Annotated in this window: 19 protein-coding genes; 10 read left to right on the forward strand and 9 right to left on the reverse strand. The window is 63.8% G+C overall.

The features are described 5' to 3' along the window. Positions 1-76: 76 nt before the first annotated feature. Positions 77-1,387 carry an HlyC/CorC family transporter gene (locus E7681_RS07300; RefSeq protein ID WP_136338617.1) on the reverse strand — a complete coding sequence of 437 codons (1,311 nt, stop codon included), beginning with the start codon at positions 1,385-1,387 and terminating at the stop codon, positions 77-79. 67 nt (positions 1,388-1,454) lie between these two features. Here E7681_RS07300 and E7681_RS07305 point away from each other — a divergent pair, with 67 nt between their 5' ends. Beyond that, positions 1,455-2,258: a metallophosphoesterase family protein gene (locus tag E7681_RS07305; protein WP_136338618.1), complete on the forward strand. Its 804-nt coding sequence runs from the start codon at positions 1,455-1,457 to the stop codon at positions 2,256-2,258. On the opposite strand, the gene E7681_RS07310 is transcribed toward E7681_RS07305, so the two are convergent. Genes E7681_RS07310 through E7681_RS18795 form a run of 3 tightly spaced genes read right to left on the reverse strand, consistent with a single transcriptional unit; the run spans position 2,225 to position 4,810 of the window. Continuing rightward, on the reverse strand, positions 2,225-3,163 hold the full coding sequence (locus E7681_RS07310; RefSeq protein ID WP_136338619.1) for a site-specific tyrosine recombinase XerD: 939 nt from the start codon (positions 3,161-3,163) through the stop codon (positions 2,225-2,227). The two genes, E7681_RS07305 and E7681_RS07310, sit on opposite strands and share 34 nt — an antisense overlap. Beyond that, entirely contained in the window at positions 3,160-4,671 is a 1,512-nt protein-coding gene (locus tag E7681_RS07315) for a hypothetical protein (RefSeq protein ID WP_136338620.1), read from the reverse strand. The genes E7681_RS07310 and E7681_RS07315 overlap by 4 nt, the downstream gene beginning before the upstream one ends. Next, positions 4,661-4,810, reverse strand: coding sequence for a hypothetical protein (locus E7681_RS18795; RefSeq protein WP_168733172.1), 150 nt, complete (start codon positions 4,808-4,810; stop codon positions 4,661-4,663). The genes E7681_RS07315 and E7681_RS18795 overlap by 11 nt, the downstream gene beginning before the upstream one ends. A gap of 120 nt (positions 4,811-4,930) precedes the next feature. Between E7681_RS18795 and E7681_RS07320 the strand changes: the two genes are divergently transcribed. The 7 genes from E7681_RS07320 (at position 4,931) to E7681_RS07350 (ending at position 13,026) form a co-directional block, all read left to right on the forward strand. Next, entirely contained in the window at positions 4,931-5,479 is a 549-nt protein-coding gene (locus tag E7681_RS07320; protein ID WP_136338621.1) for a shikimate kinase, read from the forward strand. Beyond that, a complete protein-coding gene (aroB, locus tag E7681_RS07325; RefSeq protein ID WP_136338622.1) occupies positions 5,476-6,588 on the forward strand; it encodes a 3-dehydroquinate synthase in 1,113 nt (370 codons plus the stop codon). The genes E7681_RS07320 and aroB overlap by 4 nt, the downstream gene beginning before the upstream one ends. Positions 6,589-6,630: 42 nt before the next feature. Then, positions 6,631-8,382: a sensor histidine kinase gene (locus E7681_RS07330; RefSeq protein ID WP_136338623.1), complete on the forward strand. Its 1,752-nt coding sequence runs from the start codon at positions 6,631-6,633 to the stop codon at positions 8,380-8,382. Beyond that, positions 8,379-9,614: a sigma-54-dependent transcriptional regulator gene (locus E7681_RS07335; RefSeq protein ID WP_136338624.1), complete on the forward strand. Its 1,236-nt coding sequence runs from the start codon at positions 8,379-8,381 to the stop codon at positions 9,612-9,614. Before E7681_RS07330 ends, E7681_RS07335 begins: the two co-directional genes overlap by 4 nt. 254 nt (positions 9,615-9,868) lie before the next feature. Further along, positions 9,869-10,876: a DctP family TRAP transporter solute-binding subunit gene (locus E7681_RS07340; RefSeq protein WP_136338625.1), complete on the forward strand. Its 1,008-nt coding sequence runs from the start codon at positions 9,869-9,871 to the stop codon at positions 10,874-10,876. A 79-nt stretch (positions 10,877-10,955) separates the two neighbouring features. After that, on the forward strand, positions 10,956-11,645 hold the full coding sequence (locus tag E7681_RS07345; protein ID WP_136338626.1) for a TRAP transporter small permease: 690 nt from the start codon (positions 10,956-10,958) through the stop codon (positions 11,643-11,645). Between the two features lie 4 nt (positions 11,646-11,649). Continuing rightward, positions 11,650-13,026, forward strand: coding sequence for a TRAP transporter large permease (locus E7681_RS07350; protein WP_136338627.1), 1,377 nt, complete (start codon positions 11,650-11,652; stop codon positions 13,024-13,026). Positions 13,027-13,123: 97 nt separating this feature from the next. Here E7681_RS07350 and tpiA read toward each other — a convergent pair whose 3' ends face one another. The 5 genes from tpiA to E7681_RS07375 all read right to left on the reverse strand — a co-directional run bounded on the left by tpiA (position 13,124) and on the right by E7681_RS07375 (position 15,913). Next, positions 13,124-13,876 (reverse strand): triose-phosphate isomerase, encoded by a 753-nt coding sequence (gene tpiA, locus E7681_RS07355; RefSeq protein ID WP_136338628.1) that lies wholly within the window; start codon positions 13,874-13,876, stop codon positions 13,124-13,126. Between the two features lie 82 nt (positions 13,877-13,958). Further along, positions 13,959-14,321, reverse strand: a complete 363-nt coding sequence (locus E7681_RS07360; protein ID WP_136338629.1) for a TfoX/Sxy family protein — start codon at positions 14,319-14,321, stop codon at positions 13,959-13,961. Beyond that, a complete protein-coding gene (locus tag E7681_RS07365) occupies positions 14,321-14,671 on the reverse strand; it encodes a HesB/IscA family protein (RefSeq protein ID WP_136338630.1) in 351 nt (116 codons plus the stop codon). The genes E7681_RS07360 and E7681_RS07365 overlap by 1 nt, the downstream gene beginning before the upstream one ends. 28 nt (positions 14,672-14,699) lie before the next feature. Further along, on the reverse strand, positions 14,700-15,062 hold the full coding sequence (locus E7681_RS07370) for an SUF system Fe-S cluster assembly protein (RefSeq protein WP_136338631.1): 363 nt from the start codon (positions 15,060-15,062) through the stop codon (positions 14,700-14,702). A gap of 95 nt (positions 15,063-15,157) precedes the next feature. Next, the gene (locus E7681_RS07375; protein WP_136338632.1) at positions 15,158-15,913 is read right to left on the reverse strand and encodes an enoyl-CoA hydratase-related protein; all 756 of its coding nucleotides are present in this window, start codon (positions 15,911-15,913) and stop codon (positions 15,158-15,160) included. A gap of 111 nt (positions 15,914-16,024) precedes the next feature. Between E7681_RS07375 and tgt the strand changes: the two genes are divergently transcribed. Both tgt and lon read left to right on the forward strand, forming a co-directional pair. After that, complete coding sequence (gene tgt, locus E7681_RS07380) at positions 16,025-17,155, forward strand: tRNA guanosine(34) transglycosylase Tgt (protein ID WP_136338633.1); 1,131 nt, start codon at positions 16,025-16,027, stop codon at positions 17,153-17,155. A 331-nt stretch (positions 17,156-17,486) separates the two neighbouring features. Beyond that, the gene (gene lon / locus E7681_RS07385) at positions 17,487-19,892 is read left to right on the forward strand and encodes an endopeptidase La (RefSeq protein ID WP_136338634.1); all 2,406 of its coding nucleotides are present in this window, start codon (positions 17,487-17,489) and stop codon (positions 19,890-19,892) included. Positions 19,893-20,009 lie beyond the last annotated feature (117 nt).

Consider the following 20,009-nt stretch of genomic DNA (forward strand, 5'->3'; position numbering starts at 1 on the left):
TACTCCCGCCGGAGGCCCGGAAAATCACCGATTTTCCGGTCAAAATTCTTTGCAAGAATTTTGCACCCAACCGAACTCACAAGGGCCGTATCTTCAGCTTGGTGACACGGTTGCCCTCGCGGCTGCGCACCTCGAAGCGGAAGCCGTGGAAGTTGAAGACCTGCCCCACCTCGGGGATCATCTGCGCCTCGTGGATCACCAGTCCGGCGATCGTGTTGGCCTCTTCGTCGGGCAGCGCCCAGTCGGTGGCGCGGTTCAGGTCGCGGATCGTCATCGCGCCTTCGACCACGTATTGGCCGTCCTTCGTTTTCTGGATCGGGTGGGCGGCGTCCGGGTCGAACTCATCCGTGATCTCGCCCACGATCTCTTCCAGGATGTCCTCCAGCGTGATCAGCCCCTCAAGCGAGCCATACTCGTCCACCACCATCGCGAAATGGGTGCGGCGGCGAAGGAACTGGCGCATCTGGTCGTCCAGCGTCGTGGTGTCGGGCACGAAATAGGGCGGGCGGATCACGTCCTGGATCTTGAACGCGTCCAGCCCCTTCGCCTCGGGCCCATAGGCCAGCTTGTGCATCGCGCGCAGCAGGTCCTTGGCGTGGACCACGCCGATGATGTTGTCCTGATCGCCCTTGAAGACGGGCAGGCGGGTGTAATTGCTCTGCAGACATTGCGACAGGATCGCATCCGGCGCGTCGTCGGCGTTGACCATCTCGATCTGGCTACGGTGGAGCATGATTTCCTCCACCGCCCGTTCGCTCAGGTCCAGCGCGCCCAGGATACGGTCGCGGTCTTCTTTTTCGACCACGCCTTCGGAGTGGCCCAGATACAGCGCGCCCGCGATTTCCTCGCGCACGGCCAGGATGTGGCTGTCAGGATCGGCCTGCACGCCAAAGACGCGCAAAACGCCCCGGACCAGCCAGCGCACGGCCGTCACCACGGGGGCGAAGACCATGATCAGCGCCTGAATGGGGCGCGACACGCCTGCCGCGGCACGTTCGGCATTGGTGATGGCATAGGTCTTGGGCAGCACCTCGGCAAAGATCAGCACCAGCAGCGTCATCACCAGCGTCGCCAGCGCCACGCCGCTTTCGCCAAAGGCCCGCGTGAACAGCGAGGTCGCCAGCGACGCCGCCAGGATGTTCACCATGTTGTTGCCCAGCAGGACCGAGCCGATCAGCCGCTCGTTATCCTCGGTGATTTTCAGTGCGCGTTCCGCCCCGGCCGATCCCTTATCGGCCTGCGCGCGCAGTTTCCCGCGCGAGGCGGCGGTCAGCGCGGTCTCGGAGCCCGAGAAAAACGCCGACAGCAACAGCAACAGCAGGATCGACGCGGCGGTGATCCAGAAGGCACTGTCATACACGGTGTCCAGAACGGGGGCGGTTTCCATCTTTGTCCATCTCTTTGGCTTCGCTAGGGTTATGGGGGGCAATGCCCCCCGGTTCAAGGGAGTCGCCATGAAGATCAGTGATTTGGGACGGCTGGAGGGCCCGATCGTGCTGTTTGGCGGGCCCTATTCCAACCGGCACGCCTTGTCCGCGCTTTTGGCGATCGGGCAGGGGCAGTCGCTGCTGTGCACCGGCGACATCTGCGCCTACGGCGCCGACGCCCGCCCTTGTGTCGATCTGATCCGCGCCAGCGGGATGCCCGTCGTCGCCGGCAATGTCGAGCACCAGCTGGCCACCCGCGCCCAGGATTGCGGCTGCGGGTTTGACGAGGGCACGGCCTGCGATCTGGCCTCGCGCGGGTGGTTCGCCCATGCCGACGTCCAGATGACCGACGACGCCCGCGCCTGGATGGCGGGGTTACCCGACATCGCCGTCTTTACCCACTCCGGGCGGCGCTATGCGGTGATCCACGGCGGGGTCAGCGCCAACAACCTGTTCCTGTGGTCCTCCACGCCCGAGGACGTGCTGAGGCACGAACTGGACCAGTTGCACGCCCATGTCGGCCCGGTCGATGGCGTGATCTGCGGCCATAGCGGCATCGCGTTCCAGCGCCGCGTGGACGGGGTCGACTGGATCAATGCCGGGGTGATCGGGATGCCCCCGAATGATGGTGATGCGCGCACGGAATATGCCGTTCTCAGCGATGGGCAGGTCAGCTTTCACCGTCTGGCCTATGACCACCACGGCGCGGCACGGGCGATGCAAGAGGCCGGTCTGATCCAAGGCTATGAACAGGCGCTGCTGACCGGCCACTGGCCCTCGCAGGACATCCTGCCGCCTCAGCTGCGGCGCGGCTCTTTCGCCAGCGGGTGATGCGTCAGCACCAGATCCTTCAGCCGCTCGTCCAGCACATGGGTGTAAATCTCGGTGGTCGAGACATCCGCATGCCCCAGCAGCGTCTGGATCGCCCGCAGATCGGCCCCGTTGGCCAGCAGATGCGTGGCAAAGGCATGGCGCAGCGTGTGCGGCGTCACCATCGCGGGCGACAGGCCCGCGGCCACGGCCAGCTCCTTGATCAGCGCGAAAAAGCGGTGCCGGGTCAGGTGCCCCGCCTTACCCCGCCCGGGGAACAGGAATTTCGAGGGCGTGCGCCCCTCGGTCTTGGCGATCTCGGCCTCGGCGGCCAGATGGGCACGCCAATCGGCCAGCGCCGCGCGGGCGGGCGGGGATAGCGGCACCATCCGCTCCTTGCCGCCCTTGCCCATGATCAGCAGCATCCGCGGATCGCCGTGCGTGGCCGCCAGAGGCAGGCTCACCAGCTCGCTCACGCGCATCCCGGTGGCATAGAGCAGCTCCATCAGGCAGGTGTTGCGCAGCTGATCGGCAGGGCTGCGCCCGGTCTGGCGGGCGGCGGCCAGCAGACGGTCGACGTCCTCGACGCTCAGCACCTTGGGCAGCTTGCGCGCCCGTCCGGGGCCGCGGATCTGGATCGCCGGGTTGTCGCTGCGCCAGCCTTCCTCGAACGCGAAACGATACAGCTGCTTGATCGCCGACAACCGCCGCGCCCGCGTCGCTTGTGACAGGCCCTGCGCGTCGCAAAACACCAGGTATGCCTCGATATCCGCGCGGGCCAGCGTGTCGAATGCCAGCGATTTTCCGGCGCACCACTCGGCGAAATCCTTCAGGTCGCGGCCATAGGCCAGCAGCGTGTTGGTGGCGGCCCCCAGCTCGGCGGCATGGGCCTCCAACAGGGCCGAGATCCAGCGATCCGTGCTCATGGGCGTCGCCGCAGCAACAGCGCCTGCAGGGCGGCCTGACGGGCGGTATCCTCCAGCCCCAGCGCGCGGAATGCGCCCAGAGCGGCCACCAGATCCTTGGTTTCGCCCCGCATTGCACGGCCATACGCCTGCATCGCCATCAGGATCAGTTCCCCGATCCGTCCCTCGCTCAGCGCGGCCTGCATGTCGGCGGGCAGCGTGCGCGACTGGAACCCGCTGACGATCGCGCGTTCCTGCGGCAAGGCGGCGGCGGCCGGGCGGGGGGTGCCTGCCGCGACCGAGATCAGAAAGGTCATGCCCACAAAGCGCGCCCCGTTGGTCTGGGCGATCTTCTCGTAATCTGGTGACAGCAGGCCAACCTCAAAGGCCAGCGCGGCGGCCTCGCCGGTCAGGGGCAGCTTGGCCAGATCGGCGGCGTAAAGCCGGGCAAACGGCACCTCCAGCCGGGCCGCCTGCATCGCGCGCCACGCATTCGGCAGTGCCCGCGCGACCGAGCCGGGATCGGACGCCCGCAGCGCCGTGTCAAAGCGTTGCACCGCCTCGACCCGATCCCAGATGCCACCCGACGCGGCCGGTAGCCGTTCCGAGTAGATGCCAAGCAGCCGGTTTTCCGGCAGCGCGGCTGTCTGGGCCAGCCGTTCGGCCGCCTCGATCCGGGCCTTCCAGCCCGCAATGTCGCGCAGATCGGCCACGGCAAAGGCGCGCGGCAGCGGCGCGGTGGGCAGCGGCTCTCCCAGGGCCTCCCACAGGCGGAACACCAGCGGCGTCGGGCGCACCGGGGGCAGGGGCAATGGCTCGCCCTCGAACTCCTCGGGGTCCAGGAAATGCGTCAGCAGCGCCTCTTCCTGCTCATTCAGCTCGCCCAGGGCGCGGGCGGTGTTCAGCGTCAGCGCCGCGGCGCGCCAATCCCCTGTCCGCGCGGTGCAAAAGATCCGCGCAGCCCAGGACGGAGCCAGCCCCTGCGCCTTCATCAACTCAGCGCAGGCCAGGTCTTCGTCCCCGGTCAGCAGCGTGGCGTTGAACCAGCGGGCGAACAGCGCCTTGGTGCTGGGTCCGGCCCGTTGCACCAGCGCCTGCGCGGGTTCCACCGCGCCCATCTCCATCAGCAGGTCCAGCCGCGTGGCTAGGAACGTGCCGTCAGGGCCGGATTGCGCGGGCGGCTCGGCCTCGGCCAGCAGCAGGGTGTAGAACAGCGACTGCATCGCCGGCAGATCAGCCAGCTTTTGCGCGCGCAGCAGCTCTTCGATGATCGGGGCGGCGCTGGCTTGCCACAGGCTGGCGGGCAGGCCGGTGACGGCGGGCGACAACAGCCCTACCGAATCGCGAGTCGAGGCGCCCAGCGGGCTGACGGCCACCTCGGGCGTGGTCACACCCCCGGCAACGGGCGGTTCATTCGTGCGTGGCTGGATCACCGGCACCGGGTCGTTCAACCAGTCGATCGCCGACAGCGGAGGCCCCGCCAGAGCCGTCGCCGGCCATAACAGCAGCGCCAGCCACCTAGCTTGCATCCAGCTGCACCTTTTCGCGGACCTCAGTTTGCTTGGGGGAAAAATCGGCGCCCAGGAAGGGGCCCACATAGGCGTAGGCCGTCAGCCCCAGAACCCCAAGGATGACCAGGATGAACAACCATTTGATAAGACGCCCCATGTTTCTGCCCGTATTGCCGTGAGTGCATTTTTCCGAACTTATAACTGGCCTTTTCCCGAAGATCACGTCATTCATCCGTGAACATTGAAAAACGGCGCAAGATGGCCGAAAAGCGCGGCGATGAGCTGGAAATTGAAAAAGACGGTTGCCCTTGTGGGCATGATGGGGGCGGGCAAGACCGCAGTTGGCAAAGTACTGTCAGCGCGGCTGGGTGTGCCCTTTCTTGATTCGGACGCCGAGATCGAGGCCGCCGCAAACCGCACCGTGGCCGAGATTTTCTCGCGCGATGGCGAGCCGTTTTTCCGCGAAAAAGAAAGTCAGGTCATCCAGCGGCTGCTAGAGAACGAGCGCTGCATCCTGTCCACCGGCGGTGGTGCCTTCATGGCCGAGCGGAACCAGCAGATGATCGCCCAGAAAGGCGTGGCCGTCTGGCTGAACGCCCCGCTGGACGTGCTGTGGACCCGAGTGCGCCACAAGGATTCGCGCCCGCTGCTGCGCACACCCAACCCGTACCAGACGCTCAAGGGGCTCTATGAAAAGCGCACCCCGGTGTATGCCCGCGCGGACCTGAGCGTCGATGTGTTGCCGAAATACTCGATCGAGGACACCGCCGAGCTGGTCATTCAGGCGCTGCAGACCCGTCCCGACGTGCTGGAGATTGCCGAATGATGGAAACCGTTCATGTTGGGCTGGAAGGTCGTGAATACGACATCCACATCGGCCCCGGCCTGCTTGCGCGCTCGGGCGAGTTGATCCGCCCCTTCCTCAAGCGTCCGCGTGTCGCCATCGTGTCCGATGAAAACGTCGCGGCCCTGCATCTGGATAGCCTTAAGAATGGGCTGCAAGCTGCTGGTATCTCAAGCGTTTCCATGACGCTGCCGGCGGGCGAGGGCACCAAAAGCTGGCCGCATTTCACCCGCACCGTCGAATGGCTTCTGGAACAGAAGATCGAACGTAACGACGTCGTTCTGGCCTTTGGCGGTGGCGTGATTGGCGACCTCGTGGGCTTTGCCTCGGCCGTGTTGCGCCGGGGCGTGCGCTTCGTGCAGCTGCCCACCAGCCTGCTGGCACAGGTCGACAGCTCGGTCGGGGGCAAGACCGGCATCAACGCGCCGCAGGGCAAGAACCTGGTCGGCGCGTTCCACCAGCCCTCGCTCGTGCTGGCCGATACCGCCGTTTTGGGCACCCTGACGGAACGCGATTTCCTGGCTGGTTACGGTGAGGTCGTGAAATACGGACTTCTGGGAGATTTTGAATTCTTTCAATGGCTTGAGGCAAATGCTTCACGTGCCGCGGCCGGTGATATGGACGCCCGTATCCACGCCGTGAAACGCTCGGTCCAGATGAAGGCCGAGATTGTCGAGCGTGACGAGACTGAACAGGGCGACCGCGCCCTGCTGAACCTGGGCCACACCTTTTGTCACGCGTTCGAGGCCGCCACCGGCTATTCCGATCGTCTTCTGCACGGCGAAGGCGTGGCGATCGGCTGTGCGCTGGCCTTCGAGGTTTCCGCCCGCATGGGTTGGTGCAGCCAAGAGGACCCCAGCCGCCTGCGTGCCCATCTGCGCGACATGAAGATGAAGGTCGATCTTGCTGATATTCCTGGGGAATTGCCGGATGCCGACGGTCTGATCGCGCTCATGGGGCAGGACAAAAAGGTCGTCGATGGCCAGATCCGTTTCATCATGGCGCGCGGCATTGGCGAAGCCTTCGTGACGCAGGACGTGGACATCGCCATCGTCCGCACCGTCCTGCAAGAGGCGCTGGCCGCCCGCTAAGCCTCTGGTCTTTCCGATCCGGTGCGCGCTAGATTGCCCGCCATGACACGGGATCTGCGCAGACGTATCGCGGTGGTGATGATCTTCCTTGCGGCCGTTCTAGGTGCCGCCGGAGGGGTCTGGCGCTATGGCTACCTGCAGGCGCTGGATCAGCTGGCCCAACGCGGCGAGGCTGACCTGACGCTGGCCGCCGACCGTCTGACCGGGCAGCTGCAACTCTACCAGCAACTCGCCGTGCTGATGGCCAAACACCCCGCTGTTGCCGGCTACCTGTCCGGCATCCAGTCCGGCCCCTCGGATGAACTGATGCAGCAGGCCGCCGACAAGACCTCGGCGCTGGATGTGCTGCTGGTCGATCATGCCGGCTGGGTTCTGGCCTCGGCGCATGGGACCGAGCCCGCCAATCTGGCCGCCACCCCGTATTTCCGCCGTGCCATGCAGGGTGCCCTGGGCGAGGCGCATGGCCTGAACACGCAGACCGGCCGCCGCGCCTATTACTTCGCCGCCCCCGTGTTCCGTCGCAGCGGGCAGGTCGGTGGCGCGCTGATCGTCGTCGCCGATATCGACCGGGTCGAGGCCGAATGGCGCGGTGCCCGCCCCGCCGTGTTCTTCACCGACGACAAGGGCGACGTTTTCATCACCAACCGCTCCGAGTTGCTGTTCTGGCGGCATACCCGCGCTGGCGGCCTGATGCCCCCCGATGGTCCCGAGCCGCCTTTTACCCGCCGCGACGTGGGCGGCTATGACATCTGGTCCGAACGCTGGTCGCCTTACGTGCCGACCCGCGCGCTATATCTGCGGCGCGACCTGCCGCGCATTGGCATGACCGCCGAGGCATTGATCGACGTCGATCCCGCCATGCGTCTGGCCTGGTTGCAGGCGTCGGCCGTGGCCGTGGTGCTGCTGGCCTTTGGCGCCGTGCTGTTCCTGACGCTGGAACGCCGCCGCACGCTGGCGCTGGCCAACGCCCAGCTGGAAACCCGCGTCATCGAGCGCACCGCCGAGCTGACCCTCGCCAACGAGGCCCTGCGCCACGAAGTCGTCGAACGCACCGCCGCCGAGGCCGCGCTGAAGAAGGCGCAGGCCGATCTGGTGCAGGCGGGCAAGTTGTCTGCGCTGGGACAGATGTCGGCGGGCATCAGCCACGAGCTGAACCAGCCCCTGATGGCGATCCAGCAATATGCCGACAACGCCACCGCCTTTCTGGAACGCGGTAAGCCCGAGACCGCCGCTCAGAACCTGACCCGCATCAGCGCGATGGCCCGCCGCATGGCTCGCATCATCAAGAACCTGCGCGCCTTTGCCCGGCAGGAATCCGAACCCGTGGCCCGCGTCGATCTGGTCGGCGTCGTGGAATCGGCGCTTGAGCTGTCCGAACCCCGCCTGCGGCAGGACGGTATCACGCTGGACTGGACGCCCCCTAGCACCCCGCTCTACGTCATGGGCGGCGAGGTGCGGCTGGGCCAGGTCCTCGTCAACCTGATCGGCAACGCCGCCGACGCCATGTCCGGCGCGCCCGTCCGCCGGATCGAGATCGCCCTGCGCCGCGAAGGCGCGCGCATCTGCATGGACGTGGCCGACACCGGCCCGGGCATCCGCGAACCCGAACGCATCTTCGACCCGTTCTATTCCACCAAAGAGGTCGGCGCGTCTGAGGGGATGGGCCTGGGCCTTTCCATTTCCTACGGTCTGGTCCAAAGCTTCGGCGGCGCGATCCGTGGCCGCAACCGGGCGACGGGCGGCGCGATCTTTACGGTCGAACTGACCGCCGCAACAGAGGAGCAAGCAGCATGATCCGGCGCGTTCTGGTGGTGGATGACGATCTGGCCGTCCGAGAGGCGCTGGCCCAGACGCTGGAACTGGCCGACCTGCACCCGCTGCCCGCCGGCAGCTTTGTCGAGGCCAAGGACCACATCACCGCCGATTTCGCGGGCGTCATCCTGTCCGACATGCGTATGCCGGGGCGCGACGGGTTCCACCTGCTGGATTTCGCCCGCACCGCCGACCCCGAACTGCCCGTGATCCTGCTGACCGGCGAGGGCGACATCCCCATGGCCGTGCGCGCCATGAGCCAGGGCGCCTTTGGCTTTCTGGAAAAACCCTGCGCGCCCTCCGATCTGCTGGCCGTCATCGAGCGTGCGCTGAAAACCCGCGCGATGGTGCTGGAAAACCGGCGGCTCAAGGCGCAGCTGGAAACCGGCGATCCGGCTGCGCGGCTGATCTTCGGCTCGTCCGAGCAGGCCGAGGGGCTGCGCGCCCGCGTCCGCATCGCTGGCCACGCCCGGACCGAGGCGCTGGTCACCGGCGCGCCCGGCTCGGGTGTTTCCAAGGTCGCCGAGGTGATCCACCTGATGTCGCCGTTGGCCAAGGGGCCCTTCGTCAAGCGCACCGCCACCGGCATGACCCGCGACGCGCTGGACGCCGCCTATGACGCCGCGCAGGGCGGCAGCCTGTTTCTGGACGACATCGGCACTCTGCCCGCCGACACGCAATTCGCGCTGCTGGAACGGTTGGAACGCGAAGACCCCGTGCGCCTGATCGCCGGCACCACCGCCGAGCTGTCGCAGGCCGTCGGGGCAGGGCGGCTGAACCCGGATCTGTTCTATCGCCTTGACGTGATGCGCGTCCGCATCCCCTCGCTTGCCGAACGGCCCGACGATATCCCCGTGATGTTCCGCCAATACGTCGCGCAGGCCAGCGAACAGGCCGGGTTGACCCCGCCGCCGATCACGCCCGAGATTATCGCCAGCCTGATGGCGCGCGACTGGTCCGGAAATGCCCGCGCGCTGATGTCCGCCGCCATGCGCTTTGCCCTTGGTCTGGGCGATGCCGAGGCGGACGACCAGCAGGTCGAGGAACTGTCGCTGTCCGAACAGATGGCCCGCGTCGAACGCTCGCTGCTGATCGCGGCACTGCGGCGGGTGCAGGGACGCGCCACCGAGGCCGCGCAAAACCTGAAGCTGCCGCGCAAGACCTTCTACGACAAGCTGGCACGCTACGGCATCAAGCCCGAAAACTACCGCTGAGTCGCCGCAATGCAGCTTGTGCGGATTTCCGCACAACCCCGGTTTCGGCCTGTGCGGAATCTCGCACACCTGCGCGCCGCCGCATAGCCGCCATGCGTTTTCTGCAAGCTCATGCAGTTGAAAAATAACCGGTTTTTCAGATCGCATGAATTTTTTGCACTTTTTCTTGTCTGCGCCTTGAGACGTGGCACCTTGATCCCACCGCGCCCAACGCGGCGCTTTCAACGTCTCAAGATCTCTGGGAGGAGACAGACATGAAATTCCTGACCACCGCCGTATCGGCTCTGGCCCTTTCCGTGACCGCCCAGGCGGCTTTTGCTTCGGCAGGCTGCGACGAAGGCGAGATCGTCATCAAGTTCAGCCACGTCACCAACACCGACAAGCACCCCAAAGGCATCGCCGCGTCGCTGCTGCAAGAGCGCGTGAACACCGAGATGGACGGCAAGGCGTGCATGGAAGTGTACCCCAACTCGACCCTGTACAACGATGACCAGGTTCTCGAAGCGATGCTGCAGGGCAACGTGCAGCTGGCGGCGCCCTCGCTGTCGAAGTTCGAACAGTTCACCAAGCAATTCCGCATTTTCGACCTGCCCTTCATGTTCAAGAACATCGCCGCCGTGGACGAGTTCCAGAACAGCGACACCGGTCAGGCGATGAAGGAATCGATGGTGCGCCGCGGCCTGCTGGGTCTGGGCTTCTGGCACAACGGCATGAAGCAGATGTCGGCCAACAAGCCGCTGAACTCGCCGGCTGACGCATCGGGCCTGAAGTTCCGCGTGCAACCCTCCGAGGTGATCAAGGCCCAGATGGAAGCGATCGGCGTCAGCCCGCAGCCGATGGCCTTCTCCGAGGTGTACGGCGCGCTGCAGACCGGCGTTGTGGACGGTCAGGAAAACACCTGGTCGAACATCTATGGTCAGAAGTTCTTCGAAGTGCAGGACGGCACCACCGAAACCAACCACGGCATCATCGACTACATGGTCGTGACCGGCGCGGATTGGTGGGACAGCCTGCCCGAGGATGTCCGTACTCAGCTGAGCACGATCATCGCCGAAGTGACCACTGCACGTAACGCCGCCGTGGGCGACGTTGATGCACAGGCACGTCAAGCAATTCTGGACGCGGGCGGGGTTATCCGCGAGCTGTCCCCGGAACAACGGGAAGAGTGGGTGACCGCGATGAAGCCCGTCTGGGAACAGTTTAAAGGCGACGTCGGTCAAGAGAACATCGACGCGGCACAGGCGATCAACGCCAAACACTGAGCCTGGCTAACAGGCCGAACTTCCCGGCCCCAAGCACGGGGCCGGGTTTTTCATATCCTCGGGGGAAAGGGGATACACCATGTCCACCCATAATGAACCGAAGTCGGCCCTGGGCCGTATGGTCAACGAGTTCGAGGAAACCGGCATCGCGCTGATCCTTGGCCTGATGACCGTCATCACCTTCATCAACGTCATCCTGCGCTACGGCTTCAACCACTCGCTGATCTGGGGGCTCGAGGCGGTTACTTACCTCTTCGCCTGGCTGGTGCTGTTCGGCATCTCCTACGCGGTCAAGGTTACTGCGCATCTGGGTGTGGACGCGCTGCTGGTCTATTTCAGCCCCGCGCTGCGCAAGGTTCTGGCGCTGGTCGCCGCTGCGCTGTGCCTCTTCTACGCGGTTCTGCTGTTCAAGGGCGCCTGGGATTACTGGGCCAACTTCGCGAACCTGCCGGCCACCACCGGGCGCTGGCTGCCCACCGGTTTCGAAGAGATGAAGCGCACCTCTTATCGCGGCTGGTACGAGGTGGTGGACATTCCCTTCCCTGAATTCCTGCGCTGGATCGAACCGATCATGAATGAAGGCGAGCATTACGAAAAGCTGCCCCGCTTCATTCCCTATTTCATCCTGCCCTTCGGGATGTTCCTCCTTCTGTTTCGCTTCGTGCAGGCCACCATCCGCCTGATCACCGGCGAGGCCGAGTCGCTGATCGTCAGCCACGAAGCCGAGGACGCCGTCGAAGACGTCAAACACATGAACGCCGGAGACTGAGACCATGGAAGTCGCAATCCTTTTTGCCGTCGTCGTCGGCCTGATGCTGATCGGCGTCCCGATCGCGGTGTCGCTGGGCCTCAGCTCGATCCTGTTCCTGCTGGTTCTGTCTGACACCTCCTTGTCTGCCATCGCGCAGACCATGTTCCAGGCCATGGCGGGCCACTACACCCTGCTGGCCATCCCGTTCTTCATCCTGGCCTCGTCCTTCATGTCGACGGGCGGCGTGGCGAAGCGGATCATCCGTTTCTCGATCGCCATCGTCGGCCATTTTCCCGGCGGCCTGGCCATCGCAGGCGTGTTTGCCTGTATGCTCTTCGCCGCACTGTCCGGCTCGTCGCCCGCCACCGTGGTCGCCATCGGCTCCATCGTGATCGCGGGGATGCGTCAGGTTGGCTATTCCAAGGACTTCGCGGCCGGCGTCATCGCCAACGCGGGTACCCTGGGCATCCTGATCCCGCCGTCGATCGTCATGGTCGTCTACGCTTCGGCCACCGATGTGTCGGTCGGGCGGATGTTCCTGGCGGGTGTCATCCCGGGCCTGATGGCCGGGACCATGCTGATGGTCACCATCTTCGCCATCGCCAAGATCCGCAACCTGCCCAAGGGCGAGTGGAAGGGCTGGGGCGAGGTGTTCTCGGCCGGGCGCGAGGCAGGCTGGGGTCTGTTCCTCATCGTCATCATCCTGGGCGGCATCTATGGCGGGATCTTTACCCCGACCGAGGCCGCTGCCGTCGCCGCCGTCTACGCCTTCTTCATCGCCAACTTCATCTACCGCGACATGGGTCCGCTGGCCCGTCCCGAAGGTCAGCGCAACCTGTCATTCCTGCAAAAGCCTGCCTCGCTGATCACGGTGTTCTTCCACCGCGACACCCGCGACACGCTGTTCGAAGCCGGCAAACTGACCGTCACGCTGATGTTCATCATCGCCAACGCGCTGATCCTGAAGCACGTGCTGACCGATGAACAAATCCCGCAGGCCATCGCTGGCGCGATGCTGGACGCAGGCTTCGGTCCGCTGATGTTCCTGGTGATCGTCAACGTCATCCTGCTGATCGGCGGGCAGTTCATGGAACCCTCGGGCCTGATCGTCATCGTGGCGCCGCTGGTTTTCCCGATTGCCATTCAGTTGGGCATCGACCCGATCCACCTGGGTATCATCATGGTCGTGAACATGGAGATCGGCATGATCACCCCGCCGGTTGGTCTGAACCTGTTCGTCACCTCCGGCGTGGCCGGGATGCCGATGATGCGCGTGGTCCGGGCGGCGCTGCCCTTCCTGGCGGTGCTGTTCGTCTTCCTGATCCTGGTGACATACGTGCCGATCCTTTCCACCTGGCTGCCGACCACCTTCATGGGGCCCGAGATCATCACCAAGTGATCGCACGGTCAGGTTGACAATAAGTTACGGCGCCCGCGAAGGGCGCCGTTTTTCTTTGTACGGTTTTGGCCGGGAATCGTACGAAATCGCGGGTTAATCAGGCGTAAGCTTCCAGTGCCGAGATGATCGGGCAAAAGTCCTGCGCGCTCAGGCTGGCACCGCCAACCAGCGCGCCATCGACGTTGGACACGCCGAAAATTTCGGCCGCATTGTCCGGCTTGACCGAGCCGCCATACAGGATCCGCACCCCGTTTGCCATGTCGGTGCCGAAGCGTTCCGTCAGTTTTTCACGAATGAAATCATGGACTTCTGCGATTTGCTCCAACGAGGGCACCAACCCGGTGCCAATGGCCCAGATCGGCTCGTACGCGATGACAAGCGTGTCGGACGTGGCGCAATCGGGCACCGAGCCCGCCAGCTGCGCGCCGATCACTTGCAGGGTCTCGCCGCTTTCGCGCTGCTCCAGGCTTTCGCCCAGGCAAACCACTGAAATCAGGCCATTTTCCATTGCGGTTTGGGTTTTTTTGCAAACGATTTGATCGGTTTCGTTATGATCTTGGCGGCGTTCGGAATGGCCTAGGATGACCGCCAAGGCCCCGGAATCACGCAACATTTCGGCCGAGATGTCGCCGGTATGCGCACCGGAAAGGTTAACGTGGCAATCCTGTCCACCAATCATCATGGCAGAGCCTCGGGCGTGTTTGGCAGCAGAGGCGATCAGGGTCGCGGGCGGGCAAATCAGCAAGTCGACGGCGGGGTTTTCGTTTGATTTCAGGATGTTGTCCAACTCGACCAGCTGGGTTGTCAGCCCGTTCATCTTCCAGTTGCCGGCGGCAAGCTTGCGTCGCATCCAAATGACCCCATTTTTATTGATATTCTGAACCCGCGCATCATTGCGAACGGCCCGCCAAGGTCAAGCCCCAAGCGGCGATTCATCGCGCCTTGCGGCGTTTCTGAACAGCTGCTGCCTGAGCCGCGGGAAGAGACAGTCGTGCCCAGCGAAGTGCTTCGTCCGGGTCATCCAGGGCACTTTCAGGAAGGCTCATAAAGCTATGAACTTGCGTGATTTTCCCGCCGCGTGCGTAGCTGAATGGTTCCGATCCGGCGGCCAGATATTCGACTCCCGACTGCGCGTCTGTCTTCATGAAAACGCGGCCTTCGCCGGTCAGCATGGCGAACATCGCGTCACCATCTGCGTAGATACCGAAGCCGGAAAACATCCGCGCCTTGCGCAATGGGCCCAGTCCCGAGAACAGCTCCAACAGGTGTTCCAGAAACTCGGCGTCGACGGCCATCACATGCCAGCGAACTTGATGGATTCGCCGCAGCCGCAGGCCTCGGTCACGTTGGGGTTGTTGAACTTAAACCCAGATTCCAAAAGGGAAATTTGATAGTCGATCTCGGTTCCGAACAGGAACATCTGTGCCATCGGGGCGATCATCACCCGCGCGCCGTCCTGTTCGATCACCTCGTCGTGGGGGTCGATTTCCGAGGCATATTCCATCGTGTATTCCATGCCTGCGCAGCCGCCTTTCTTGACGCCGATGCGCAGGCCCTTAGTGCCGTCTTTCGCCATCAGTTTGGCGATCTGACGGGCCGCGGCCGGTGTCATGGTGACTGCTTGCTTGCCGGGAATTCCGAACATGAAGTTAGCCTTTCAACCCACTGTTATTTCACATGAACCCAAGCTCAAGCCGGGCTTCGTCGCTCATCATTTCCATGCCCCAGGGCGGATCCCAGGTCAGTTGGACGTCGACGGTTTTGACCCCCTCGATCGGCGAGACGGCATCAACCACCCATCCGGGCATGTCGCCCGCAACGGGGCATCCGGGGGCAGTCAGGGTCATGATGATGATGACGTCATTTTCCGCAGAGATATCAATCGTGTAGATCAGCCCAAGGTCATAGATGTTGACCGGAATTTCCGGGTCATAGACGGTGCGGCAGCCATCCACCACGCTGTCGAACAGCGGATGGTCGATTGACGAGGGCGCGATTAGCGGGATGCCCTCCAGGGGCTCGGCGTTTTGGGTCATGGACCTGTCCTGTATTTCCTGAGCGAAGATATAAGGAATGTCGTCCGCTTCGTCCAGAGTGAGAGGCTAGGTCTTTTTGCATATGCGGCAAGGCGCTAGCGTGATTTTTCCTTGGCGATGCGGGCGGGATCCATGAAATGACCGATCATCACGCGCGTGGCCATGTCATAGGCCTGATCCAGCGGCAGGGTCAGGTGTTGGTACAGCGCCTGTTTGCCTTGCGCGATGGCGCTGCTGTTCCGCGTGGCCAAGGTTCGGGCGAAAGTCATCGTGAAATCAAGCAGTTCGTCCGCGGGCAGAATGCGGTTGATCAGCCCGTTTTCCTGCGCCCAACGGGCGTCAAAGGCGTCGCCGGACAGGGCCAGCTCCATGATATGTTTGCGCGACAGGTTGCGCGACACCGCGACGGCAGGGGTGGTGCAGAAGCCGCCATTCCTGACCCCCGGCAGGCAGAAGGTCGCATTTTCAGAGGCATAGGCCAGATCGCAGGCCGCAACCAGTTGCAGGCCGCCCGCTGTGGCGATCCCCTCGACCACGGCGATCACGGGCTGCGGCGCGTTGGTGATGTCCTGCATCATGGCGCCGCAGGTCTCGAACAGCTCGGTCAGGTAGGCGCGTCCCTGGTCGGGGTCGGTCCGGTGGGCGGCGATCTCCTTGAGGTCATGGCCCGCGCAGAAGATCTTGCCGGGGCCGTGCAGGATGATCACGCGGGCGTCGGGGTTGCTGGCGGCGTCCCGCAGGTGAGTGTGCAGCTCGGCGATCATCGCCAGCGACAGCGGGTGCGCGACGCCATTGCCCAAGGTCAGCGTCAAGACGCCCTCGCTCAGGTCTGACTGGATCAGCTGGGTCATGATTTTCCTCCGGTTCCGCACAGTATGTGGCGTGCAGAATGCTTTTCAATGCTTGGCATTTCTTGTGCGGAGTGGGAAAAGCGGCGGGTTGTGCAGACAATGGGGGCTGAAATGGCCGAAAAATTCTCGTTCCAGCTGATGGCGACCGATGGCAAGGCCCGGCGCGGGGTGATCCGTACGCCGCGGGGCGAAATTCGTACGCCCGCCTTCATGCCCGTCGGGACAGCTGCGACTGTCAAGGCGATGATGCCGGAAAGCGTTGCAGCGACCGGGGCGGATATCCTGCTGGGCAACACCTATCACCTGATGCTGCGCCCCACGGCCGAGCGGGTGGACCGTCTGGGCGGGCTGCACAAGTTCATGAACTGGTCCAAGCCGATCCTGACGGACTCGGGCGGGTTCCAGGTGATGAGTCTGTCGGACCTGCGCAAGCTGACCGAGGAGGGCGTGACCTTCAAATCCCACGTCGACGGCTCGCGGCATTTCCTGTCGCCGGAACGGTCGATGGAAATTCAGCGTCTTTTGGGCTCGGACATCGTTATGTGTTTCGACGAATGCCCGGCGCTGCCGGCGGATGAAAAGCGCGTGGCCCAGTCGATGCGCCTGTCGATGCGGTGGGCGCAACGCTCGCGCGATGCGTTCGGCGACCGGCCGGGGCATGCGTTGTTCGGGATCATGCAGGGCGGCGTGACGCCTGAGTTGCGCGAGGAAAGCGCCAAGGCGCTGGTCGAGATCGGGTTCGACGGCTATGCGGTTGGCGGTCTGGCCGTTGGCGAAGGGCAGGAGGCGATGTTCGGCGTGCTGGACTATGCGCCGGATTTCCTGCCGCAGGACAAGCCGCGCTATCTGATGGGCGTGGGCAAGCCCGATGACATCGTGGGCGCCGTCAAGCGCGGCATCGACATGATGGATTGCGTGCTGCCGTCGCGCTCGGGGCGGACGGGGCAGGCGTGGACGCGGCACGGCATGGTCAACATCAAGAATGCTCGCCACCAGGACGACCCGCGCCCGCTGGACGAGGACTGCACCTGCCCGGCCTGCCGCAACTACAGCCGGGCCTATCTGCACCATGTGTTCCGCGCGAAAGAGATGATCTGCGGGATGCTGCTGACCTGGCATAACCTGCATTATTATCAGGAGCTGATGCAGGGCATGCGTGACGCAATCGAGGCCGGTCGGTTCGCCGCGTGGGAAGCGGAGTTCCATGCTCAGCGCGCGCAGGGAGATATTGCGCCTTTGTGATCGGGGGCGGGGCCTGTGGCTGTTCCGGGATATGAGTATTTTTATCAGAAAGAAGCCAAGGGGCGGGGCGCCCGGGATGGCTTATCTGGTAGGTAGGGCGGCCAGAGGGGGCGCAATTTGTGGCGTTGCGCCGAATTTGCCCCATTTGACAGGAAATGGCGGCGTTGTTGCCTTGCCCCTGTGAACGGGCTTTGGCACCATGGTGTCAGAAAACTGTGACATGGTTGAATTCCGGGTCGGACCGCCCCAGATTAATCAACAGGAAACGGAGTCTGCCGTGGTTGCCGATGGTCGGGGCCGGTGCGGATTTGCCAAGAACTAAGGAAGACGTATGCAAGAGCCTCTCAACGCATCCTATCCCGTCCTGCCACTGCGCGACATCGTCGTGTTTCCGCATATGATCGTGCCGCTGTTCGTGGGGCGCGACAAATCCGTGCGCGCGCTGGAAGAGGTGATGAAGGATGACAAGCAGATCCTGCTGTCCAGCCAGATCGACCCGTCGGTGGACGATCCTTCGGCGGAGGGGATCTATCGCACCGGTGTGCTGGCCAATGTCCTGCAGCTGCTGAAACTGCCCGATGGCACTGTGAAGGTGCTGGTCGAGGGGCAGGCGCGCGTGCAGATCACTGAATTCCTGGACAATGACTCGTTCTTCGAGGCGCGGGCCGAATTTCTGCCTGAGGCCGAGGGTGATCCTGCGGCAATCAAGGCGCTGCTGCGCACTGTCGCGACCGAGTTCGAGCGCTATGCCAAGGTCAAGAAGAACATCCCCGAGGAGGCGCTGGTCGCCGTCTCGGAAACCACTGAGCCGGCCAAGCTGGCCGATCTGGTGGCCGGCCATCTGGGGATCGAGGTTGCCCAGAAGCAAGAGCTGCTGGAAACGCTGGAAATCAGCGAGCGGCTGGAAAAGGTCTATGGCCTGATGCAGGGCGAAATGTCCGTGCTGCAGGTCGAGAAGAAGATCAAGACCCGCGTGAAATCGCAGATGGAGCGCACCCAGCGCGAGTACTATCTGAATGAGCAGATGAAGGCCATTCAGAAGGAGTTGGGCGACGGCGAGGACGGCGCGAACGAGATCGCCGAGCTGGAAGAGAAGGTCGCCAAGACCGAACTATCCAAAGAAGCGCGCGAGAAGGCCGAGGCCGAGGTCAAGAAGCTCAAGAACATGAGCCCGATGAGCGCCGAGGCGACCGTCGTGCGCAACTATCTGGACTGGTTGCTGGGCATTCCGTGGGGCACGCGCTCGCGCGTCAAAAAGGACCTGCACAAGGCGCAAGCCGTGCTGGATGCCGATCATTACGGGCTGGAAAAGGTCAAGGAGCGGATCGTCGAGTACCTGGCGGTGCAGCAACGCTCGGCCAAGCTGAAGGGGCCGATCCTGTGCCTCGTTGGCCCTCCGGGTGTGGGTAAGACCAGCTTGGGCAAGTCGGTTGCCAAGGCCACGGGGCGCGAATTCATTCGCATCTCGCTGGGTGGTGTGCGCGACGAAAGTGAAATCCGCGGCCACCGCCGGACCTATATCGGCTCGATGCCCGGTAAGATCGTTCAGGCGCTGAAAAAGGCGAAGACGACCAACCCGCTGATCCTGCTGGATGAAATCGACAAGATGGGCCAGGATTTCCGAGGCGACCCGGCCAGCGCGATGCTGGAGGTGCTGGACCCGGAACAGAACTCGACCTTCGTCGATCACTATCTGGAGGTCGAGTATGACCTGTCGAACGTGATGTTCCTGACCACGGCGAACTCGTACAACATGCCGGGGCCGCTGCTGGACCGGATGGAGATCATTTCGCTGGCCGGCTACACCGAGGACGAAAAGCGCGAGATCGCGAAACAGCACTTGGTGCCCAAGCAGATCAAGAACCACGGCCTGCGCAAGGGCGAGTTCGAGGTCACCGACGGTGCGCTGAACGAGATCATCCAGCGTTACACCCGCGAGGCGGGCGTACGGAACCTGGAGCGCGAGATCGGCAAGCTGGCCCGCAAGGCGGTGACGCAGATCGTCAAGTCCGAGGCCAAGCATGTCACGGTGACGGATGAAAACATCGACAACTTCCTGGGCGTGAAGAAATTCCGCTACGGCCTGGCCGAGAAGGAAGATCAGGTCGGTGTCGTGACCGGGCTGGCCTGGACCTCGGTCGGTGGTGATCTGTTGCAGATCGAGGCGCTGCGCCTGCCGGGCAAGGGCCGGATGAAGACCACCGGGAAACTGGGCGAAGTGATGAAGGAATCCATCGACGCGGCCAGTTCCTACGTGCGCTCGATCGCGCCGCAGATCGGGGTAAAGCCGCCCAAGTTCGACAAGTGGGACATCCACGTCCACGTGCCGGACGGGGCGACGCCCAAGGATGGCCCCTCGGCGGGTCTGGCGATGGTGACGGGCATTGTCTCGGTCCTGACGGGCATCCCGGTGCGCAAGGACATCGCCATGACGGGCGAGGTCACCCTGCGCGGCAACGCTACTGCCATCGGCGGGCTGAAGGAAAAACTGCTGGCCGCCCTGCGCGGCGGGATCACCACCGTGCTGATCCCCGAGGAGAACGAGAAAGACCTGGCCGATATTCCGGACAACGTGAAGGAAGGGCTGAAGATCATTCCCGTGACCCATGTCAGCGAGGTTCTGAAGCTTGCCCTTGTCCGCGCGCCCGAGCCGGTGGAATGGGATGAGGAGGCCGAAGAGGCCGCCGCAGCCGCCGCCCTGGCGCAGAAAACCGGGGCAGGGGCCGTGGCCCACTAAACCTGCGAAACCGATCGAAAAGGCGCCCTTTGCGGCGCCTTTTCTTTTGTCGCAAAAACGTCGGAAAGGCGGGCCGAAGCCTCTTGCACATCACCGCGCCAGAGTCTAAAAGCCGCG

Origin of the sequence: Thalassobius vesicularis (assembly GCF_004799325.1) — a bacterium.
In the GTDB taxonomy this organism is placed as follows: Bacteria; Pseudomonadota; Alphaproteobacteria; order Rhodobacterales; family Rhodobacteraceae; genus Thalassobius; species Thalassobius vesicularis.